The organism is Paenibacillus sp. OT2-17, from assembly GCF_009827695.1.
GTDB classification, from domain to species: domain Bacteria; phylum Bacillota; class Bacilli; order Paenibacillales; family Paenibacillaceae; genus Paenibacillus; species Paenibacillus polymyxa_B.
On record NZ_WUDQ01000071.1, the window covers coordinates 1 to 14,845 of the forward strand.

At 45.7% G+C, this 14,845-nt stretch carries 12 protein-coding genes and 2 pseudogenes; 2 read left to right on the forward strand and 12 right to left on the reverse strand.

Features of this window, described 5'->3' with window-relative positions:
* The 7 genes from GRP75_RS11620 to GRP75_RS11650 form a co-directional block, all read right to left on the reverse strand.
* Nucleotides 1-1,281, reverse strand: a 1,281-nt coding sequence (locus GRP75_RS11620; protein WP_160789384.1) for an ATP-binding protein, incomplete at its 3' end; no start/stop codon positions are given.
* A gap of 19 nt (nucleotides 1,282-1,300) precedes the next feature.
* Nucleotides 1,301-2,170: a CheR family methyltransferase gene (locus GRP75_RS11625; protein WP_023990274.1), complete on the reverse strand. Its 870-nt coding sequence runs from the start codon at nucleotides 2,168-2,170 to the stop codon at nucleotides 1,301-1,303.
* 79 nt (nucleotides 2,171-2,249) lie between these two features.
* Nucleotides 2,250-5,969, reverse strand: coding sequence for a response regulator (locus GRP75_RS11630; RefSeq protein WP_160789385.1), 3,720 nt, complete (start codon nucleotides 5,967-5,969; stop codon nucleotides 2,250-2,252).
* The gene (locus GRP75_RS11635) at nucleotides 5,953-7,134 is read right to left on the reverse strand and encodes a PP2C family protein-serine/threonine phosphatase (RefSeq protein ID WP_068938236.1); all 1,182 of its coding nucleotides are present in this window, start codon (nucleotides 7,132-7,134) and stop codon (nucleotides 5,953-5,955) included. The genes GRP75_RS11630 and GRP75_RS11635 overlap by 17 nt, the downstream gene beginning before the upstream one ends.
* Before the next feature lie 232 nt (nucleotides 7,135-7,366).
* On the reverse strand, nucleotides 7,367-7,708 hold the full coding sequence (locus tag GRP75_RS11640) for a YflT domain-containing protein (protein ID WP_023990277.1): 342 nt from the start codon (nucleotides 7,706-7,708) through the stop codon (nucleotides 7,367-7,369).
* Nucleotides 7,709-7,804: 96 nt separating this feature from the next.
* Entirely contained in the window at nucleotides 7,805-8,323 is a 519-nt protein-coding gene (locus tag GRP75_RS11645; protein WP_028541848.1) for a hypothetical protein, read from the reverse strand.
* Between the two features lie 51 nt (nucleotides 8,324-8,374).
* Nucleotides 8,375-8,896, reverse strand: coding sequence for a DUF948 domain-containing protein (locus tag GRP75_RS11650; RefSeq protein WP_069290384.1), 522 nt, complete (start codon nucleotides 8,894-8,896; stop codon nucleotides 8,375-8,377).
* Between the two features lie 260 nt (nucleotides 8,897-9,156).
* On the opposite strand from GRP75_RS11650, the gene GRP75_RS11655 reads away from it, so the two are divergent.
* Nucleotides 9,157-9,324: a DUF1328 domain-containing protein gene (locus GRP75_RS11655; protein ID WP_028541846.1), complete on the forward strand. Its 168-nt coding sequence runs from the start codon at nucleotides 9,157-9,159 to the stop codon at nucleotides 9,322-9,324.
* 125 nt (nucleotides 9,325-9,449) lie between these two features.
* On the opposite strand, the gene GRP75_RS11660 is transcribed toward GRP75_RS11655, so the two are convergent.
* Both GRP75_RS11660 and GRP75_RS11665 read right to left on the reverse strand, forming a co-directional pair.
* A complete protein-coding gene (locus GRP75_RS11660; RefSeq protein ID WP_076295634.1) occupies nucleotides 9,450-10,616 on the reverse strand; it encodes a C40 family peptidase in 1,167 nt (388 codons plus the stop codon).
* 191 nt (nucleotides 10,617-10,807) lie between these two features.
* Nucleotides 10,808-11,677, reverse strand: coding sequence for a cation diffusion facilitator family transporter (locus GRP75_RS11665; RefSeq protein ID WP_023990282.1), 870 nt, complete (start codon nucleotides 11,675-11,677; stop codon nucleotides 10,808-10,810).
* A gap of 410 nt (nucleotides 11,678-12,087) precedes the next feature.
* Between GRP75_RS11665 and GRP75_RS11670 the strand changes: the two genes are divergently transcribed.
* The gene (locus GRP75_RS11670) at nucleotides 12,088-12,273 is read left to right on the forward strand and encodes a hypothetical protein (protein ID WP_013311941.1); all 186 of its coding nucleotides are present in this window, start codon (nucleotides 12,088-12,090) and stop codon (nucleotides 12,271-12,273) included.
* Nucleotides 12,274-12,454: 181 nt separating this feature from the next.
* Here GRP75_RS11670 and GRP75_RS11675 read toward each other — a convergent pair whose 3' ends face one another.
* The 3 genes and pseudogenes from GRP75_RS11675 to GRP75_RS11685 form a co-directional block, all read right to left on the reverse strand.
* Nucleotides 12,455-14,083: an ABC-F family ATP-binding cassette domain-containing protein gene (locus tag GRP75_RS11675; protein ID WP_023990284.1), complete on the reverse strand. Its 1,629-nt coding sequence runs from the start codon at nucleotides 14,081-14,083 to the stop codon at nucleotides 12,455-12,457.
* Between the two features lie 282 nt (nucleotides 14,084-14,365).
* A pseudogene (locus tag GRP75_RS11680) lies at nucleotides 14,366-14,716 on the reverse strand (ABC transporter ATP-binding protein); the annotation flags it as partial.
* A pseudogene (locus tag GRP75_RS11685) lies at nucleotides 14,706-14,845 on the reverse strand (HD domain-containing protein); the annotation flags it as partial. The pseudogenes GRP75_RS11685 and GRP75_RS11680, both read right to left, overlap by 11 nt.

Consider the following 14,845-nt stretch of genomic DNA (forward strand, 5'->3'; position numbering starts at 1 on the left):
ATCTACGACCAGTACAGGTTTACGGCTTGGAGATTCCCGATGTGGAATTTCCCAGTCGTGGCTGGACTCCCCCTCCAGTTCATTTTCCTGAGCAAAGCCAAGCTTCATTGTAAAATGAAACGTCACGCCCTGTTCTCCGCTCGTATCTACACGGATATCTCCGCCCATCATATTCACTAAGGTTTTACAAATGGCGAGTCCTAACCCGGTTCCACCATATTTACGCGTCATTGAAGAATCCAGTTGGGAAAAGGGCTGAAACAGCCTTCCAACCTTAGCGGGATCAATACCAATGCCTGTATCCTTCACAGAAAACTCAACGGTAAGTCCATTGTCGCTTTGCTCTTTGACAGATGCGAAGACATACACCCCGCCCCGGTCTGTAAATTTGACGGCATTGGATACCAGGTTAATCAATACTTGACGCAATCTTCCCATATCTCCATATAACACAGGAGGCATCTGTTCATCGAGGAAATAAACCAGTTCCAAGTTCTTTCGGTTCACCTCTACCGTAAATAGGCTGAAAACCTCCTTGATACAGGAAACCAGATCAAAAGGATATTCCTCTACCTCCATTTTGCCTGACTCCAGCTTAGTGAAGTCCAGAATATCATTAATGACTGCTACCAGCGCGTCTGCACTACGACGGATGATATCGGCATATTCCTGTTGGTCGCTTTGCAACTCCGTCTCCATCAGCAAATCAATCATGCCAATGACGCCGTTCATAGGTGTGCGGATTTCATGGCTCATCATTGCCAGAAATTCCGTTTTGGCATTGGCAGCAATCTCTGCTGCCTCCTTGGCGGCAATCAGTTCGCTGTTCATCTTCTCCAGCTGCTGGGTCTTCTGATGAAGCAGCATGGACTGTGTCTTCAAGCGCTTGTTTGTCAGATACATTTGCACGAAGCCTTCAATTTTGGACTTGAGAATTTGAGGGATGAACGGCTTCACCATATAATCAATACCGCCCGCTGAATACCCCGCAAATAAATGCTCCGCTTCCTTGCTGTTAGCTGAAATAAAGATAATCGGAATATCCTTCGTTTTCTCTCTGGCCTTGATTAACTTTGCGGTCTCAATTCCATCCATACCCGGCATCTGCACATCCAGGACTACGATTGCAAATTCATCTTTTAATAGACATCGCAGCGCTTCTTCCCCGGATGTGGCCTTTACCAAATTATATTGTTCACTCTCCAGCACCGCCTCAAGAGCGAGCAGGTTCTCAGGTCTGTCATCTACCAGCAATATATGAATCGGTTCATGAAGCCCCATGGAATCCTCCTAAGCATCTCTATTTAATCTTCCGGTAAATTTTTTCTATCCGGTCCAGCGGCTCGTAGGAATCACTATAATCGGTAAAATGTATGGATTCCTTGGCCCCAAGCACCAACACACCAAAATGACTCAAGCTATCATAAAACAACCCATGCACGTGGTTGCGAAGTTCGTCGTTAAAATAGATCATGACATTCCGGCAAAAAATAACATTGAACTCGTTAAAGGACCGGTCAGTCGCTAAGTTGTGCTCCGCAAAAATAATATTTTTCCGTAAAAAAGGATGAAACATCACTGAATCATACTTGGCTGTATAATATTCAGAGAACGATTGCGTGCCCCCGGACTCCAAATAATTTTTGGTATACAGCTTCATTCTGTCGATCCCGTATACGCCTTCCTTCGCCTGCTGTAAAGACAGGTTATTCATATCCGTCGCATAAATGCGGGCCTTATCATATAAGCCTTCTTCATGCAGCAAGATCGCCATAGAATATACTTCCTCACCTGTGGAGCAACCTGCATGCCATATTCGAATGTACGGATACGTTCGCAAAATAGGAATGATTTTCTGCCTAAAATTCAGAAACAGCTCCGGGTCACGGAACATCTCGGTCACCGGAATGGAAAGGCTTTGCACCAGTCTATCGAAGGCGCTGCGATCATGCAGCACCTTCTCCTGAAGTCCTGATATCGTGCTTACATTCTCGGACTGCGCATGATAATAAACACGCCGCTTAATCGATGGCAGAGCGTAGTTACGAAAATCGTAGCCGTACAGCCGATGTATACCTTCCAGCAACAGCTCAATCTCAATCAATTCCCGCTCAGTATCATTCGATTTCACTTCATTAGCAGCATTATCCGCCATATCCTTAGATGTCATAATCTCTCTCCAATTCCTAAATAGGTTTTGCCTGTGCCGCTCCAATCATGTGTCGATTTATATTACCCAATTTTTTGGGTTACGAATACAACCACACCCGCATTAATGATAAAAGCTGTTCGGTTTGAATCGGTTTTTTTACATAATCGGAAGCGCCTGCCTCAATACACTTGGAACGATCATCCTTCATGGCCTTGGCTGTCAGGGCAATAATAGGCAACTTCTCGAATTGTGGCATTAGCCGGATACGTCGCATCGCTTCATATCCATCCATTTCCGGCATCATCATATCCATCAGAACCAGATCAAAATCAGGTGTCTGTTCCAGCAGTTCCAGTGCTTCTCTTCCATTTTCCGCAAAGGTAACCTCCATACGATAGCTTTCCAGCACGCTGGACAGAGCAAATACATTGCGAATATCATCGTCTACCAACAATATTTTTTTATCTTCAAACAGTTCTTCCTTGTTGTATAGCTTCTGCAAAATTTTGCGTTTATCCTCAGGAAGATTCGCCTCTACACGATGCAAGAACAACGTTGTTTCGTCTAAAAGCCGTTCCGGCGATTTAACATCCTTAATAATAATAGACTCTGCATATTTGCGAAGTTGCGTTTCTTCTTTGCTGTCCAGATCTTTGCCTGTATAAATAATGATCGGCAAATCAGTTAGCTGCTCGTTCTCTCGAATACGATCCAGCAGTTCAAAACCAGTCATGTCGCTCAGCATCAGATCCAGTACCATGCAGTCATACCGCTGGGTAGCTAGCTCATTCAGTGCTTCCTGACCTGTCGATACCGCCGTAATGGCAACATCATCATGATCGATCAGCTCAATAATGGATTTACGCTGATTATCATCATCTTCAACCACAAGGAGACGTTTGACCATTTGGTCCGTATACGATTTTATATGTGAAAATGCCTTATCCAGACTTTCCTTCGAGGAAGGCTTTTTGAGATAGGCAATCGCGCCCATCATTAAGCCCTGCTTCACATCATCTATGACCGAAATAACATGCACTGGAATATGACGTGTTGATGAATTTCCTTTTAGCTCACCCAAAATGGACCATCCATCCATTACAGGTAATTGAATATCTAGTATAATAGCGTCCGGCAAATAAGATTGAGCCATGTTGAGCCCATCGTCTCCTTGGAGAGCGATCAGTGCCTTAAAGCCCCGGCTACGGGCCATATCGTACAAAATATTAGCAAAATTAATATCATCCTCAATAATCAGCAGCACTTTATCCTGCGAGGTAATCTCGTTTCGATCGTCTCCCGGATGTATAATGTCCTTCGCTTTGTTTTTCGAAGGCATCTGATATAATGGCAACCGTTCAGCAGGCATAATCATGGGAAGGTCCGTTTCTGCCGAGGCTGCCACATTCTCAAAATCCGAATTCACATCCGTACCGTTAAATCCCTCTCTCGAATGAGAGTCCATATCCTCAGCCGTTGGCGTTTGTTCCGGCAAATACAATGTGAAGCAACTACCCTGTCCCTGCTCGGATTCCACCGTAATAACGCCGCCCAACAATCTGGAAAGCTCGCGGCTGATCGACAGACCTAGTCCTGTCCCCCCATATTTCCGGCTGGTTGTACCGTCTACCTGCTGGAAGGCTTCGAAGATCAGATCCGTTTTATCGGAAGCAATCCCAATGCCCGTATCACGCACAGATAGAGCCAGATAGGATCTTCGTGGATTTAGCAGACCAGGAAGCTGCTCTCCGTTTGCCCGAGATACAATGAAACGAATAGAACCTTCCGTGGTGAACTTGAAGGCATTAGACAGCAAATTACGTAAAATTTGTTTGAGACGATAACCGTCACTGATAATGGCATCCGGCAGGTTCTCTTCAATTTCGGTATGCAGTTGAAGCTCACGTTTGGCTGCGACCGGAGCAAAATTCTGCTCCACAAACAGTTCCAGTTCCTTCAAATGGACCGCTTCATGGTTAATATCCATTTTTCCAGCGTCCACTTTGGATAAATCCAGAATTTCATCAATCATTTTCAACAAATCCGCGCCTGACATATAAATGGTTTGTGCATATTCCACCTGCTTTGGCTTGAGATTGCCTTCCTTGTTCTCAGACAAGAGCTGAGAAAGAATAAGCAAGCTATTTAGCGGAGTACGCAGCTCATGAGACATATTGGCCAAAAACTCAGATTTGTATTTGCTTGTGATTCCTAGCTGCATGGCCTGTTGCTCCAACTGAGCTCGCGCATGTTCAATCTCATCGTTCTTTTCTTCTACTTCTCGAACCTGTTCTTCTAGCGCTCTAGTTTTGGCAATCAGTTCAGTATTAAAATGCTCCAATTCTTCTTGTTGACGTTGTAACAATTCCTCTGAACGCTTGAGTTCTTCTGTTTGCTCCTCCAAATTTTCGTTGGAGCGCTTGAGTTCCTCTTGCTGAGTTTGTAGTTCTTCGGATTGGCATTGCAATTCCTCAGTAAGTGCCTGAGATTCGCGCAGCAATTGCTCTACACGCATCCGTCCCTTGATGTTGTTCAGAATGATCCCCAAGCTCTCTACTAATTGAGCAAACAGCTTCGTTTCCAGATCACTGAAGCGATCCAGTGACGCTATTTCTACAGCACCGATACACTCATCCTCGAACAAAATAGGAAAAATCATAATTCCCACTGGCTTACTTTCTCCTAAGGCAGAGCCTATGGACAAATATCCGTCAGGAGCCTCTGTAATCAAGATCGGCTTACGATCCAGAACACATTGTCCGAGCAAGCCTTCGCCCACATGGATAACGTCCCTAATCGAATTTTCGCCAGTCACCTTTGCATAGGAACCGTATAACTTAAAACGGTTGTCTTCTACATCTTTTCCTTGCAAATAGATGGCTCCATAGCTGCCTCCCAAGATGGGCGTAAACTCACTAATGAACATCTGAGCAACCTGCTCCAGTGAATTTACACCACGGAACAGCTCAGTCACCCGAGCAGTATTGGCATTAAGCCAAGTTTGATCCTTCTGCGTTTGAAGGACGGAATGCTCGAATTTCCGCTTTTCTTCCAAGTCCCCGGCCATTTGTTGAAATACACGAGCGACTTCACCGATTTCATCTTTGGGGGCAACACTCATTCGGCTGATGGCCCTGTACTTTCCCTTGCCAAAACCATTAATCATGAGATTAACGATATTTAGACCTTTGGCAATGCTTGGGAGCACCCACAAAATAACCAGTAAGCCCATGATCAGACCGGCGGCCATCAGAATTGTGGTAATCTGCACAGATTCCTCATAGGCCTGATTGGCTTGCTTCATGTCGTTATCAATCTCCCGATCCTGAAAAACGGCAAGGGCATTAATGCTGTCCATTGCCTCCTCTTGAGCAGGCAGACCAGTACTATTGCGGAAAGCGTTAGCCTCATCAATGCGATCTTGTCCCAGCAAAGAAACTAACCTTTGTTCGTAACTCAGAAATTCATTCCAGGCGACGGCTACCCGATCAACCTGCTGCTGCTCTTCACTGGTGCCTGAATTTGTTTGCAGACTTGCCAGCACTTTCGTTCCAGTAGCGGAAATATCATCGAGCTCACGTTTGGCCTCGCCGACGGAGGAGCCCGGATTCAAAATCAGGTTGGCCATAACTTTGGCCATATCATTCACCTGACCACGAATAGCCGTTGTTTTCCGGACCTTCACATATCGGTCCTGGTAAACCTGATTCAGCTGCTCATTCAGGCTCCCCATACGGTCATAGCTGATTAGCGTCAGCACAAGGAGGATCGCCATAAGCGATCCAAAGCCGATCAGCAGTTTATTTCTGATTTTCATGCAAGCTCTCTCCCTCTTTCAATGAAATCCAGATCAGGCACTTATCATCATCGCGATCCTGTGGCGCCTCATTACGAAAAAATGCATCCAGCATCGCTTCTTCATTCCAATCCTCATACTTACGTAGACACTCAGTCAGATACTCCAACTGCTCTTCATATTCACCTTCCACCGCTTCCAGCAAGCCATCCGTATACAAAGCGATATGTCCAGTTCCTTCATAATGAATCGTGTGCATTTCTGCATCAATCTTATCAAACAAACCAACCGGGCTACATGCACGGTCAAATTTGGTAATGCTGCCATCCTGGTTGAACAGCAAACCGGGAGGATGTCCCGCATTTACATAGTCAATTCGCCGTGAACGGGTATCAATCACCATATAAATCGCCGTAAAATAATACTGTACCAGCTGCTTGCCCAGATCCAGTTGATTAAAACGCCGATTCAGCTCTTGTATGACTTTCTCAGGCTCCACATATGTGGTCACCGTATCCTTAAGTACAGACGCAATGAACATGCAGAACAGCGAGGAAGAAATGCCATGCCCCATCATATCAAGCAAAATGATGGCATATCGCCCCTCCCCTAACGGATACCATGAATATAAATCCCCTGCCAGTTCAAAGGAAGGCTGATAGAGCGCATTCACTTGCAGCACTGGGTCATGGATGGCAGGGCTAAGCACCGCCTGCTGCACCATCGCGGCCAGCTTCAACTCATCCTGAATTCGCTGATCCCGATCCTTATGCCAATCCTTCTCCTGTTTGAGACGCAAGGCAGACCGGATTCGCGCCATGAGCTCTACCTTGTTGATTGGCTTCGTGACGTAATCGACGGCTCCCACATCTAGAGCTTCGGCCAATTTTTTGGAATCGCCTACCGCCGTTACCATAATAATCGGGATATCTTTTAAATGCTCATATTCCTGTACAATACTGCAAGCTTCAATGCCGTCCATTTCAGGCATCATCATATCCAGCAGCACCAGATCAATATCTGAAGGACGGGGCCTGAGACTAATGGTACGGTCGCCGATTCCCAGATGCTCCAACATTTCTGCGGCCGAGCTAGCAGAGATCACATCCCGATAATTTTCTTTTTTCAGTATTTCACGAATAATAATGACATTCGTCGGGTTATCGTCAACAATTAGAATTCTCATTGGCCTCTCCTTTGTAACTCATGTATTATACTATACCTACTTAAACGGCAACACCCTTGTTCATTAGAAGTAGTGTTTCCGTAAGAAGGCATTCCAAAAACATAGATAAGGAATGAGGCTGGAACCCCATTCCTTATCTATGTTTTTGGAGGACCCGCGAAACACTTGTGCTGCGGTCAACATCCTCTTTTTCGAATCTAATGCCACTCTGCTTTTATGGTGAACAGCAATATCACGCTTTTTTAGCAATGACCAGCACTTTACCCTGATCCAGTTCTTTTTCATAAAAGTCAGCTTCGGTATCTGTAAATCCCAAAGAAGTAATTTTAGCGCGAAGCTCATCGCCACGGGAACGGAACAAGTTGGCTAATGAATCGAAAACGCCCTCTTCCTTAATCCCGATTTCCTTAGCATCCACCGTATCGGCAATACGATCTGTCCGATCCTGATCATGAGCGAGCACGAACACATCCTCATAACGATAGCCCGTGTTACGCAACTCATTTACTGCTTCAACGGCTTGTACACCGTTATCTACCACTTTGGCATAAGATTTATGATTGGTCTGATTCATGTTTCTCACGCTCCTTTAAGGATTGACTTCTCTGACTATTACACTTCACATATCCATTTGAAACTTCCATGTTATGTCACGCCTCAAAAAAATCGATTACCACTCCGTTTCATCAAAAAACTCAACGTACTTAGGTTTATCAGACGTCTCATCCATAAACACTTTGATTGCACGTTGTCCGCGTACATAGACCTCTCCGTCTTCCGCCGTGAATTGCGAGCCACCCAGCGCCTGATCCAGCGTTTTCCGTTGCAGCGGCAGCCACTTATCATTTACCTTGATTCGACCAGCAGCAGGATCTACATGCACATAAGAAACGACGTCCTCACGCATACCTACAACAACATCTGGATATTGGTATTCTGTAGAAAGCAGCAGCATATCCTTTTTGACTCGTTGTGGCTTGCCTAGCTTCTTCAACACATCCGCACGGGTGTCATCCAAAGATATGCCATTTAAGGTATGAAAATCTGCTGGTACAGCATGTGGAGCGGGTATCGTCTGTACAGTCCTAACCATATGCCCCGCTGTTTGCGGGGAAACGGTTTGCTGAACCGTATCCTGTCCGGAAAAGGGAGTGAGCAAACCAGCAGCTAGTAATAACGTCTTCATCATAAATCTCACCCTTTCAATGAATTTCCTGTAGTTTACGGTTCAGCCACTATGCTACTGACGCATTTTCTGCCACACTCCAGCAGCGATGTCTACATAACCCAACCAGTTTTTACCCGGTTTGGCCGCAGGCTCCTCATAAGTCGCATTGTAGCTCTGAACCGTCCGCTCCGTTGCGGTCAAAGGTCTATTCGGTGTCGTTGCCTTGATCGCGTGATCTGTTCTGGAAGTATTACTCGCAGCGCTATGCGATTTCTGAAACCGTGTCATTAACGCTGTTGAAGCCTGCTTGGCAGCCAGCGTCACTTCACTGAGTACCTCTCCCAAGTTTCTAACCGATTCCATCACTGGCTCCACTTGCTTCAATTTATGATCAACGTCTGCGGTGATGTCATTCGCATGTCGAACCGTTTGTTTTACTTCATAACTCAGTTCATCTATCGTTTTTTGTACATCCTGCAAGGTTTGAGTCACCTTATCCAGAGAGCCTTGTGCTGCTTTCAACGTTTTAATGAGGAAAATAACGAGAACTGCAAATGCGATAGCAATAATAAAAATGCTGACCTGTGTTAACATAGCGTAACCTCTCTTTCGTCTTTCACGATGATGTTTATGATTACTGCATAGTTACCCTTTAGATTCAGACACGAAACAACGTCCAGGCTGGCTTCTTCTCCGCTCCAAACGTTATGATTCACGGACTCTCGCACCGTTTAAAACACCATATAACGATGGCACAGCCACGAATAATCTATAGAAGTCATTGTCATCTGCAACCACGCTCTATCGGAGCGTGAGTATGCCACATTATATACAATTAAAGGAGGATACAGAACATGCTAAAATGGTCCGCTTTATTCTTAATTTTTGCTGTGATCGCCGGGATCTTAGGTTTTTTTGGTATCGTCGTGTCCATAGCTGCTACAATCGCTAAAATATTATTTGTGATATTTCTGGTATTGTTCGTCATTTCACTCTTTACCGGAAGAAAACGGGTTTCATAGTTATCGGATGCTAGCTGCACAAAAGTAATATTCTAAATGTTTATAAAAAAAGGATGTTCCCACCCTGGTTAACAGGGCTGTGGAACATCCTTTTTTGATGCAGCTTTTTAACATTTAGCAGCGCTCTATTGAATCACGCTGCCCCCAAACAGGAAACGATCCTGCCAAGGCTTGCTGAAATCCGTAACTTTTACACCGCCACCCGCTACAGAAAACGTATGGAGAAGCTTGTTGTCTCCCAAATATACAGCTACGTGTGTAATCGTTTGGGAGGAATTATCCAAGGACGTGTACGCCCCGGAAGATGCATTATAATTTGTAAAGAAGAGCAAATCACCACGCTTCAGCGTAGTCATGTCCGTATTCGGCTGACTGTTTTGCTTGATCCACTCACCCTGTGAACGAGAATCTGCCGGAAGCTGGATACCTACAGCCTGACGGAAAATTTGACGGGTAAATGCCGAGCAATCAAAAGTAGCCGTACTGTTACGATCCGAACCATATTCATATGGAGTTCCGAGATAAGTCATCCCCGTATTAATAACCTGCTCTATTGCAGCCGCTGCATCACCGGAAAACATGTTCGTAGTTGACGCAGGAGATGCTGTCACAGGTATTGCGGTAGTATCAGGAGTGGTTGTCACCGGAGCAGCCACAGGCTGCTGCACAACAACGCCCTCACCAATACGAATATACTGTGGAGACGAGCTAACATAGCCCACCGTACCATCAGCATTGGTAACCTTGAACCAATAAGCATTACTTGGATCGGTAATCGTAACGACATCCCCTGCATTCAAATAGCCCAAAACCTCGGAAGAAGTGGATGCCTCCGCCCGCAAACGAACGGACGTTTGAATCGTGGCTTTCGTTTGACCGGCAGAACTATTCACTGAGGCCACAGCCTCTTTAGCTGAAACATTTTTAACTGACTCTGCGGCTTCCGGTTTACGGCTGGCAGATGAGGTGACAGCAGCAGCGACGCTGGTAGCGCCAACTTTTATGTACTTGTCGGAGCTGCTAGTGTATCCGGTTACTCCATCAGAAGTCTTGATCTTATACCAATAGCTGTTCGTTTTCTCCAATACCGTTACGGCCTCTCCCTGCTTCATAAAGCTGACTACATCCCCTGTAGTCGAAGGACCGGATCTAAGCTTTACAGCCGCCTGAATAACCGCCTTCTGTCCTGTGGATGCTGTTGATGCCGCTGCGTCAACCTGACCCGGCGCCACATGAATTGCTGCCAACAGCGCGGCTGACGTCATGAGCATTCCCATCACGCGTCTTCTCAATGTTGCACCTCCTGGCTGTTTTTACGAATTTGAAGAGCATATCCAATTCCGACGAATATAGCCGGACATGCCTTCATTATAGTAAAAGCAGCAGGAAGAGAGATATAATCCAAACGTCACAAAAGGAAGCGTATACGCCTTTTTCATATAGGTCTAAAGTCACTTTTAACACTAAATATTCAATAAATAATCTATAATTTGGGTTCTACATGGACATGGACATGCATCGTATTATGAACCTCTTGCAGACGTTCCTCAATCCGGTCGCTGATCCGATGCCCTTCAATCAGGCTGAGTTGCGGATTGACCTCAATGACCACATCCACCAGCGCATGATTGCCGTGTACACGTGCCTTAACGTCCCGAATCCCCTCTACTCCAGGTATACAGGCAATCGTACTCCGTAAGTCAGACAGCTCTTGCTCATCAAATCCATCGGTCAAGCTGTGCGTGGAATCCTTAAAAATATCCCACGCTGTTTTACAAATGATAAATCCTACCGCGATCGCAGCTACAGTATCCAGCCAGGGTAGGCCGAACTGTGCGCCGATAATGCCAACTGCTGCCCCAACACTGACAAGTGCATCCGATAGATTATCCTTGGCCGCTGCCAGCAAAGCCTTATTGTTAATTTGCCGTGCCAGTCTGTTATTGTAAAGGTACACTCCCAGCATAATCATTGCACAAATCACAGCTACACCCGCGGAGGTGATATCCGGTATTTGCTTTCCGCCCTTGAAAATGCTCCCGATCCCATCAATAAGCACCTGCAAACCGACGACAGCCATAATAAAGGACGCCAGCAGCGCCGCGATCGTTTCTGCCCGAAAATGTCCATAGGCATGGTCAGAGTCCGGTGGCTTTTGGGAAATTCTCAGTCCAACCAGTACAGCAACCGACACTACAATATCGGTGACATTATTGAAGCCATCCGCCCGCAACGCGCTAGAAGCAAATATATATCCGCTAATCAGCTTAAAGGCGGACAGCAAGAGATAAGCAGCAATGCTCACCCACGCCCCACGCTCACCTTTTCGTATCTCTTCATAGACATTTACCACAACGTAGGACACTCCTTCAAATATATAGTTCCCAGCAGAACGATCTCACCGGGCCCAAAAATAAAAATAGCAGCGTTGCTGCCCTGAATAATATCAATTTTCTTTGGTTAACTGTTATTTTCAGGATAGCAGACGAACTTTGTGTGGGTCTAGAGAAACAGTCTTTCCGCTCTGCATCGCTGTAGTAACAACGAAAAAGTATTGCCAGGCCCCATTCCTGTAGGTTATACAAAACATTTTTTACTTCACGCAAAAAACAGAGGTTTTCTCTTCCAACCCACCCCAGATGTGTGTTATCATTGTTGCCCTTGTCCCTTCTTTTAAAAACGTATAAAATGAGGACACAGCCGCGTTTTTATTCAATCCAGCATGATTGACATGAATTTGGCGGCAACAGGAGGAATTTATTCATGAGCGATGCTAATGAACCACGTAAAGTTAATCTCGCAGATGCCATTCGGGAAAAGCTGGCACAAAAAAAACAGCAGTCCGGCGCTTCACAGCAGGGCGGCTTTCAAGGCGGTTCCGCCAAAACACTGAAAAGCCAAAATACGAAGAAGCCGAACAACCAACGCCGTCGTACAGGCGGATCATAAGCCACCCCATAGTATATATATTGTACGCAAAATCGGACGAGGTCTATCTTACCTCACTCCGGAACCGAGTAAGCTATGGGCATGACACAAAAACGAAAAAGAGGAGTCTCCCCGCCATCTAAATGGCCTAAGGAGCTCCTCTTTCGTTTATCTAGTTGTTGAAGTTAGCCGGTTTGGATATTTAGCCGATTTCTACCGGATACATACGTTCACGCAATTTTGTGATTTCTTCATTTTCCAAGTATTCATCATAGCTCATCGTACGGTCGATTACGCCGTTTGGTGTAATTTCCACGATTCGATTCGCGATCGTTTGAATAAACTGGTGGTCATGGGATGTGAACAATATAGTACCGTCAAAATCAATCAGACCATTGTTCAGCGCTGTAATGGATTCCAGATCCAAGTGATTGGTCGGTTCTTCCAGCAACAGCACATTGGCACCGTTCAGCATCATTTTCGCCAGCATACAGCGAACCTTTTCGCCCCCGGACAGCACACTTGCTTTCTTAAGCGCTTCTTCTCCAGAGAAAAGCATACGTCCCAAGAAGCCGCGCAGGAACGTTTCGTCCTGATCCTTGGAATATTGACGCAGCCATTCCACAAGATTCATATCCACACCTTCAAAATAGGTGGAATTATCTTTCGGGAAATAAGCCTGGCTAGTTGTAATCCCCCAAGAGAATTCTCCGCTATCCGCTTCGATCTCGTTCATCAACACCTGGAAGAGCGTCGATTTAGGCATGCCGTTCGGGCCAACAAACGCGATTTTATCGCCTTTGTTCACAACCAGACTGAACTCATTCAGCACTTGCTCGCCTTCAACAGTTTTACTGAGGCGGTCTACTGTCAGGAGTTGTTTGCCTGCTTCGCGTTCAGGCTTGAAGTTCAGGAAAGGATATTTACGGTTCGATGGACGGATGTCATCCAACGTAATTTTATCCAGTTGTTTTTTACGTGAAGTAGCCTGTTTGGACTTGGAAGCATTCGCGGAAAAGCGCTGAATAAAGGCTTGCAGTTCCTTGATCTTCTCTTCCTTCTTCTTGTTGGCATCACGAGTCAAGGCAAGCGCAAGCTGGCTAGACTCATACCAGAAGTCGTAGTTTCCGACGTACATCTGGATTTTGCCAAAATCAATATCCGCAATATGCGTACATACCTTGTTCAGGAAGTGACGATCATGGGATACAACGATGACGGTGCCTTCATAGTCCATCAAGAAATTTTCCAGCCATTGAATGGATTCGAGGTCCAGATGGTTGGTAGGCTCATCGAGCAGCAAATTGTTCGGACGACCAAACAACGCTTGAGCCAGGAGAACACGTACCTTGTCATTACCACTCAACTCAGACATGTTCTTGTCATGCAGGTCGCGGGGAATACCAAGACCGATCAGCAAGGAAGCTGCATCTGGCTCGGCATCCCATCCGTTCAGCTCCGCAAATTCACCTTCAAGCTCACCGGCACGTAGACCGTCCGCTTCGGTAAATTCCGTTTTGGCATACAGCGCATCCTTTTCCTTCATGATTTCATACAGACGCGTGTGGCCCATAATAACGGTTTCCAGAACCGGGAATTCATCGTATTCATAATGGTTCTGCTTGAGGACTGCCATCCGTTCACCCGGTGTCATGTGAACCTCGCCAGAATTGGCTTCAATTTCACCGGAAAGAATTTTCAAAAAGGTGGATTTACCCGCGCCATTCGCCCCAATCAGGCCGTAGCAGTTCCCAGGAGTAAATTTGATATTTACGTCTTCAAAAAGTGGGCGTTTACCATAACGAAGCGTTACGCCGCTTGTACTGATCATATAAGCATACCATCCTTATCATTAGTAAAGTGCTAAACACAAAATTACCGACGGCAATAGTATAACACACAAAAGATCGGATTCGAACCGTAGTATAAGCATAACCGCCCCTGAATCTCATCCAATATCTTATAAATAAAATAAAAAATGCTTCTGTCTCCACGATTGTCACCTGACAAACACATGGACCAGAACCATTTTCATGTTCTAAATTCGTTGAGATGCCGTTAGGACAGACGCGTTATTCAGTCGCGGCATTGATGTTCCATGCGCTTGTAATTGTCAGGAAACCCCGACACCTAACGGAATGAGGTACATGCCGACTTCATCATCCTGTTTGATTACGACCTCCACGTCATAGACCGTCTGGATCAGTTCAGATGTAACGACCTCTGTAGGTGGGCCGTTCGCTATAATACGCCCTTCCTTCATGGCAATCATCACATCGCTATACCGAATAGCCTGATTGATATCATGCAGCACCATCACGATTGTCAGTCCATGTTCCTGGTTTAACTGCCGAATGAGCTTTAAAATTTCAAGCTGGTAGTACATATCCAAATAGGTGGTCGGCTCATCCAAAAATAAAATTGGCGTCCGCTGTGCCAAGGCCATTGCAATACTCCAGCTTCGTTAGACCATCGACAAGCATCGCACATGTATCGCCAAAATGCTCGCGAATCTGCGCCAAAGACACCGTCGTATCCTCCACAACGTCATGTAAAAGAGCGGCGATAATGGAGATGGTATCCATCTGCATAT

Excerpts from the sequence above, each read along its gene's own strand:
- GRP75_RS11630 (WP_160789385.1), bottom strand. The coding sequence starts at position 5,969 with ATGAAAATCAGAAATAAACTGCTGATCGGCTTTGGATCGCTTATGGCG.
- GRP75_RS11670 (WP_013311941.1), top strand. The coding sequence starts at position 12,088 with ATGAGCGATGCTAATGAACCACGTAAAGTTAATCTCGCAGATGCCATT.
- GRP75_RS11645 (WP_028541848.1), bottom strand. The coding sequence starts at position 8,323 with ATGATGAAGACGTTATTACTAGCTGCTGGTTTGCTCACTCCCTTTTCC.
- GRP75_RS11625 (WP_023990274.1), bottom strand. The coding sequence starts at position 2,170 with ATGACATCTAAGGATATGGCGGATAATGCTGCTAATGAAGTGAAATCG.
- GRP75_RS11640 (WP_023990277.1), bottom strand. The coding sequence starts at position 7,708 with ATGAATCAGACCAATCATAAATCTTATGCCAAAGTGGTAGATAACGGT.
- GRP75_RS11635 (WP_068938236.1), bottom strand. The coding sequence starts at position 7,134 with ATGAGAATTCTAATTGTTGACGATAACCCGACGAATGTCATTATTATT.
- GRP75_RS11675 (WP_023990284.1), bottom strand. The coding sequence starts at position 14,083 with ATGATCAGTACAAGCGGCGTAACGCTTCGTTATGGTAAACGCCCACTT.
- GRP75_RS11650 (WP_069290384.1), bottom strand. The coding sequence starts at position 8,896 with ATGTTAACACAGGTCAGCATTTTTATTATTGCTATCGCATTTGCAGTT.
- GRP75_RS11655 (WP_028541846.1), top strand. The coding sequence starts at position 9,157 with ATGCTAAAATGGTCCGCTTTATTCTTAATTTTTGCTGTGATCGCCGGG.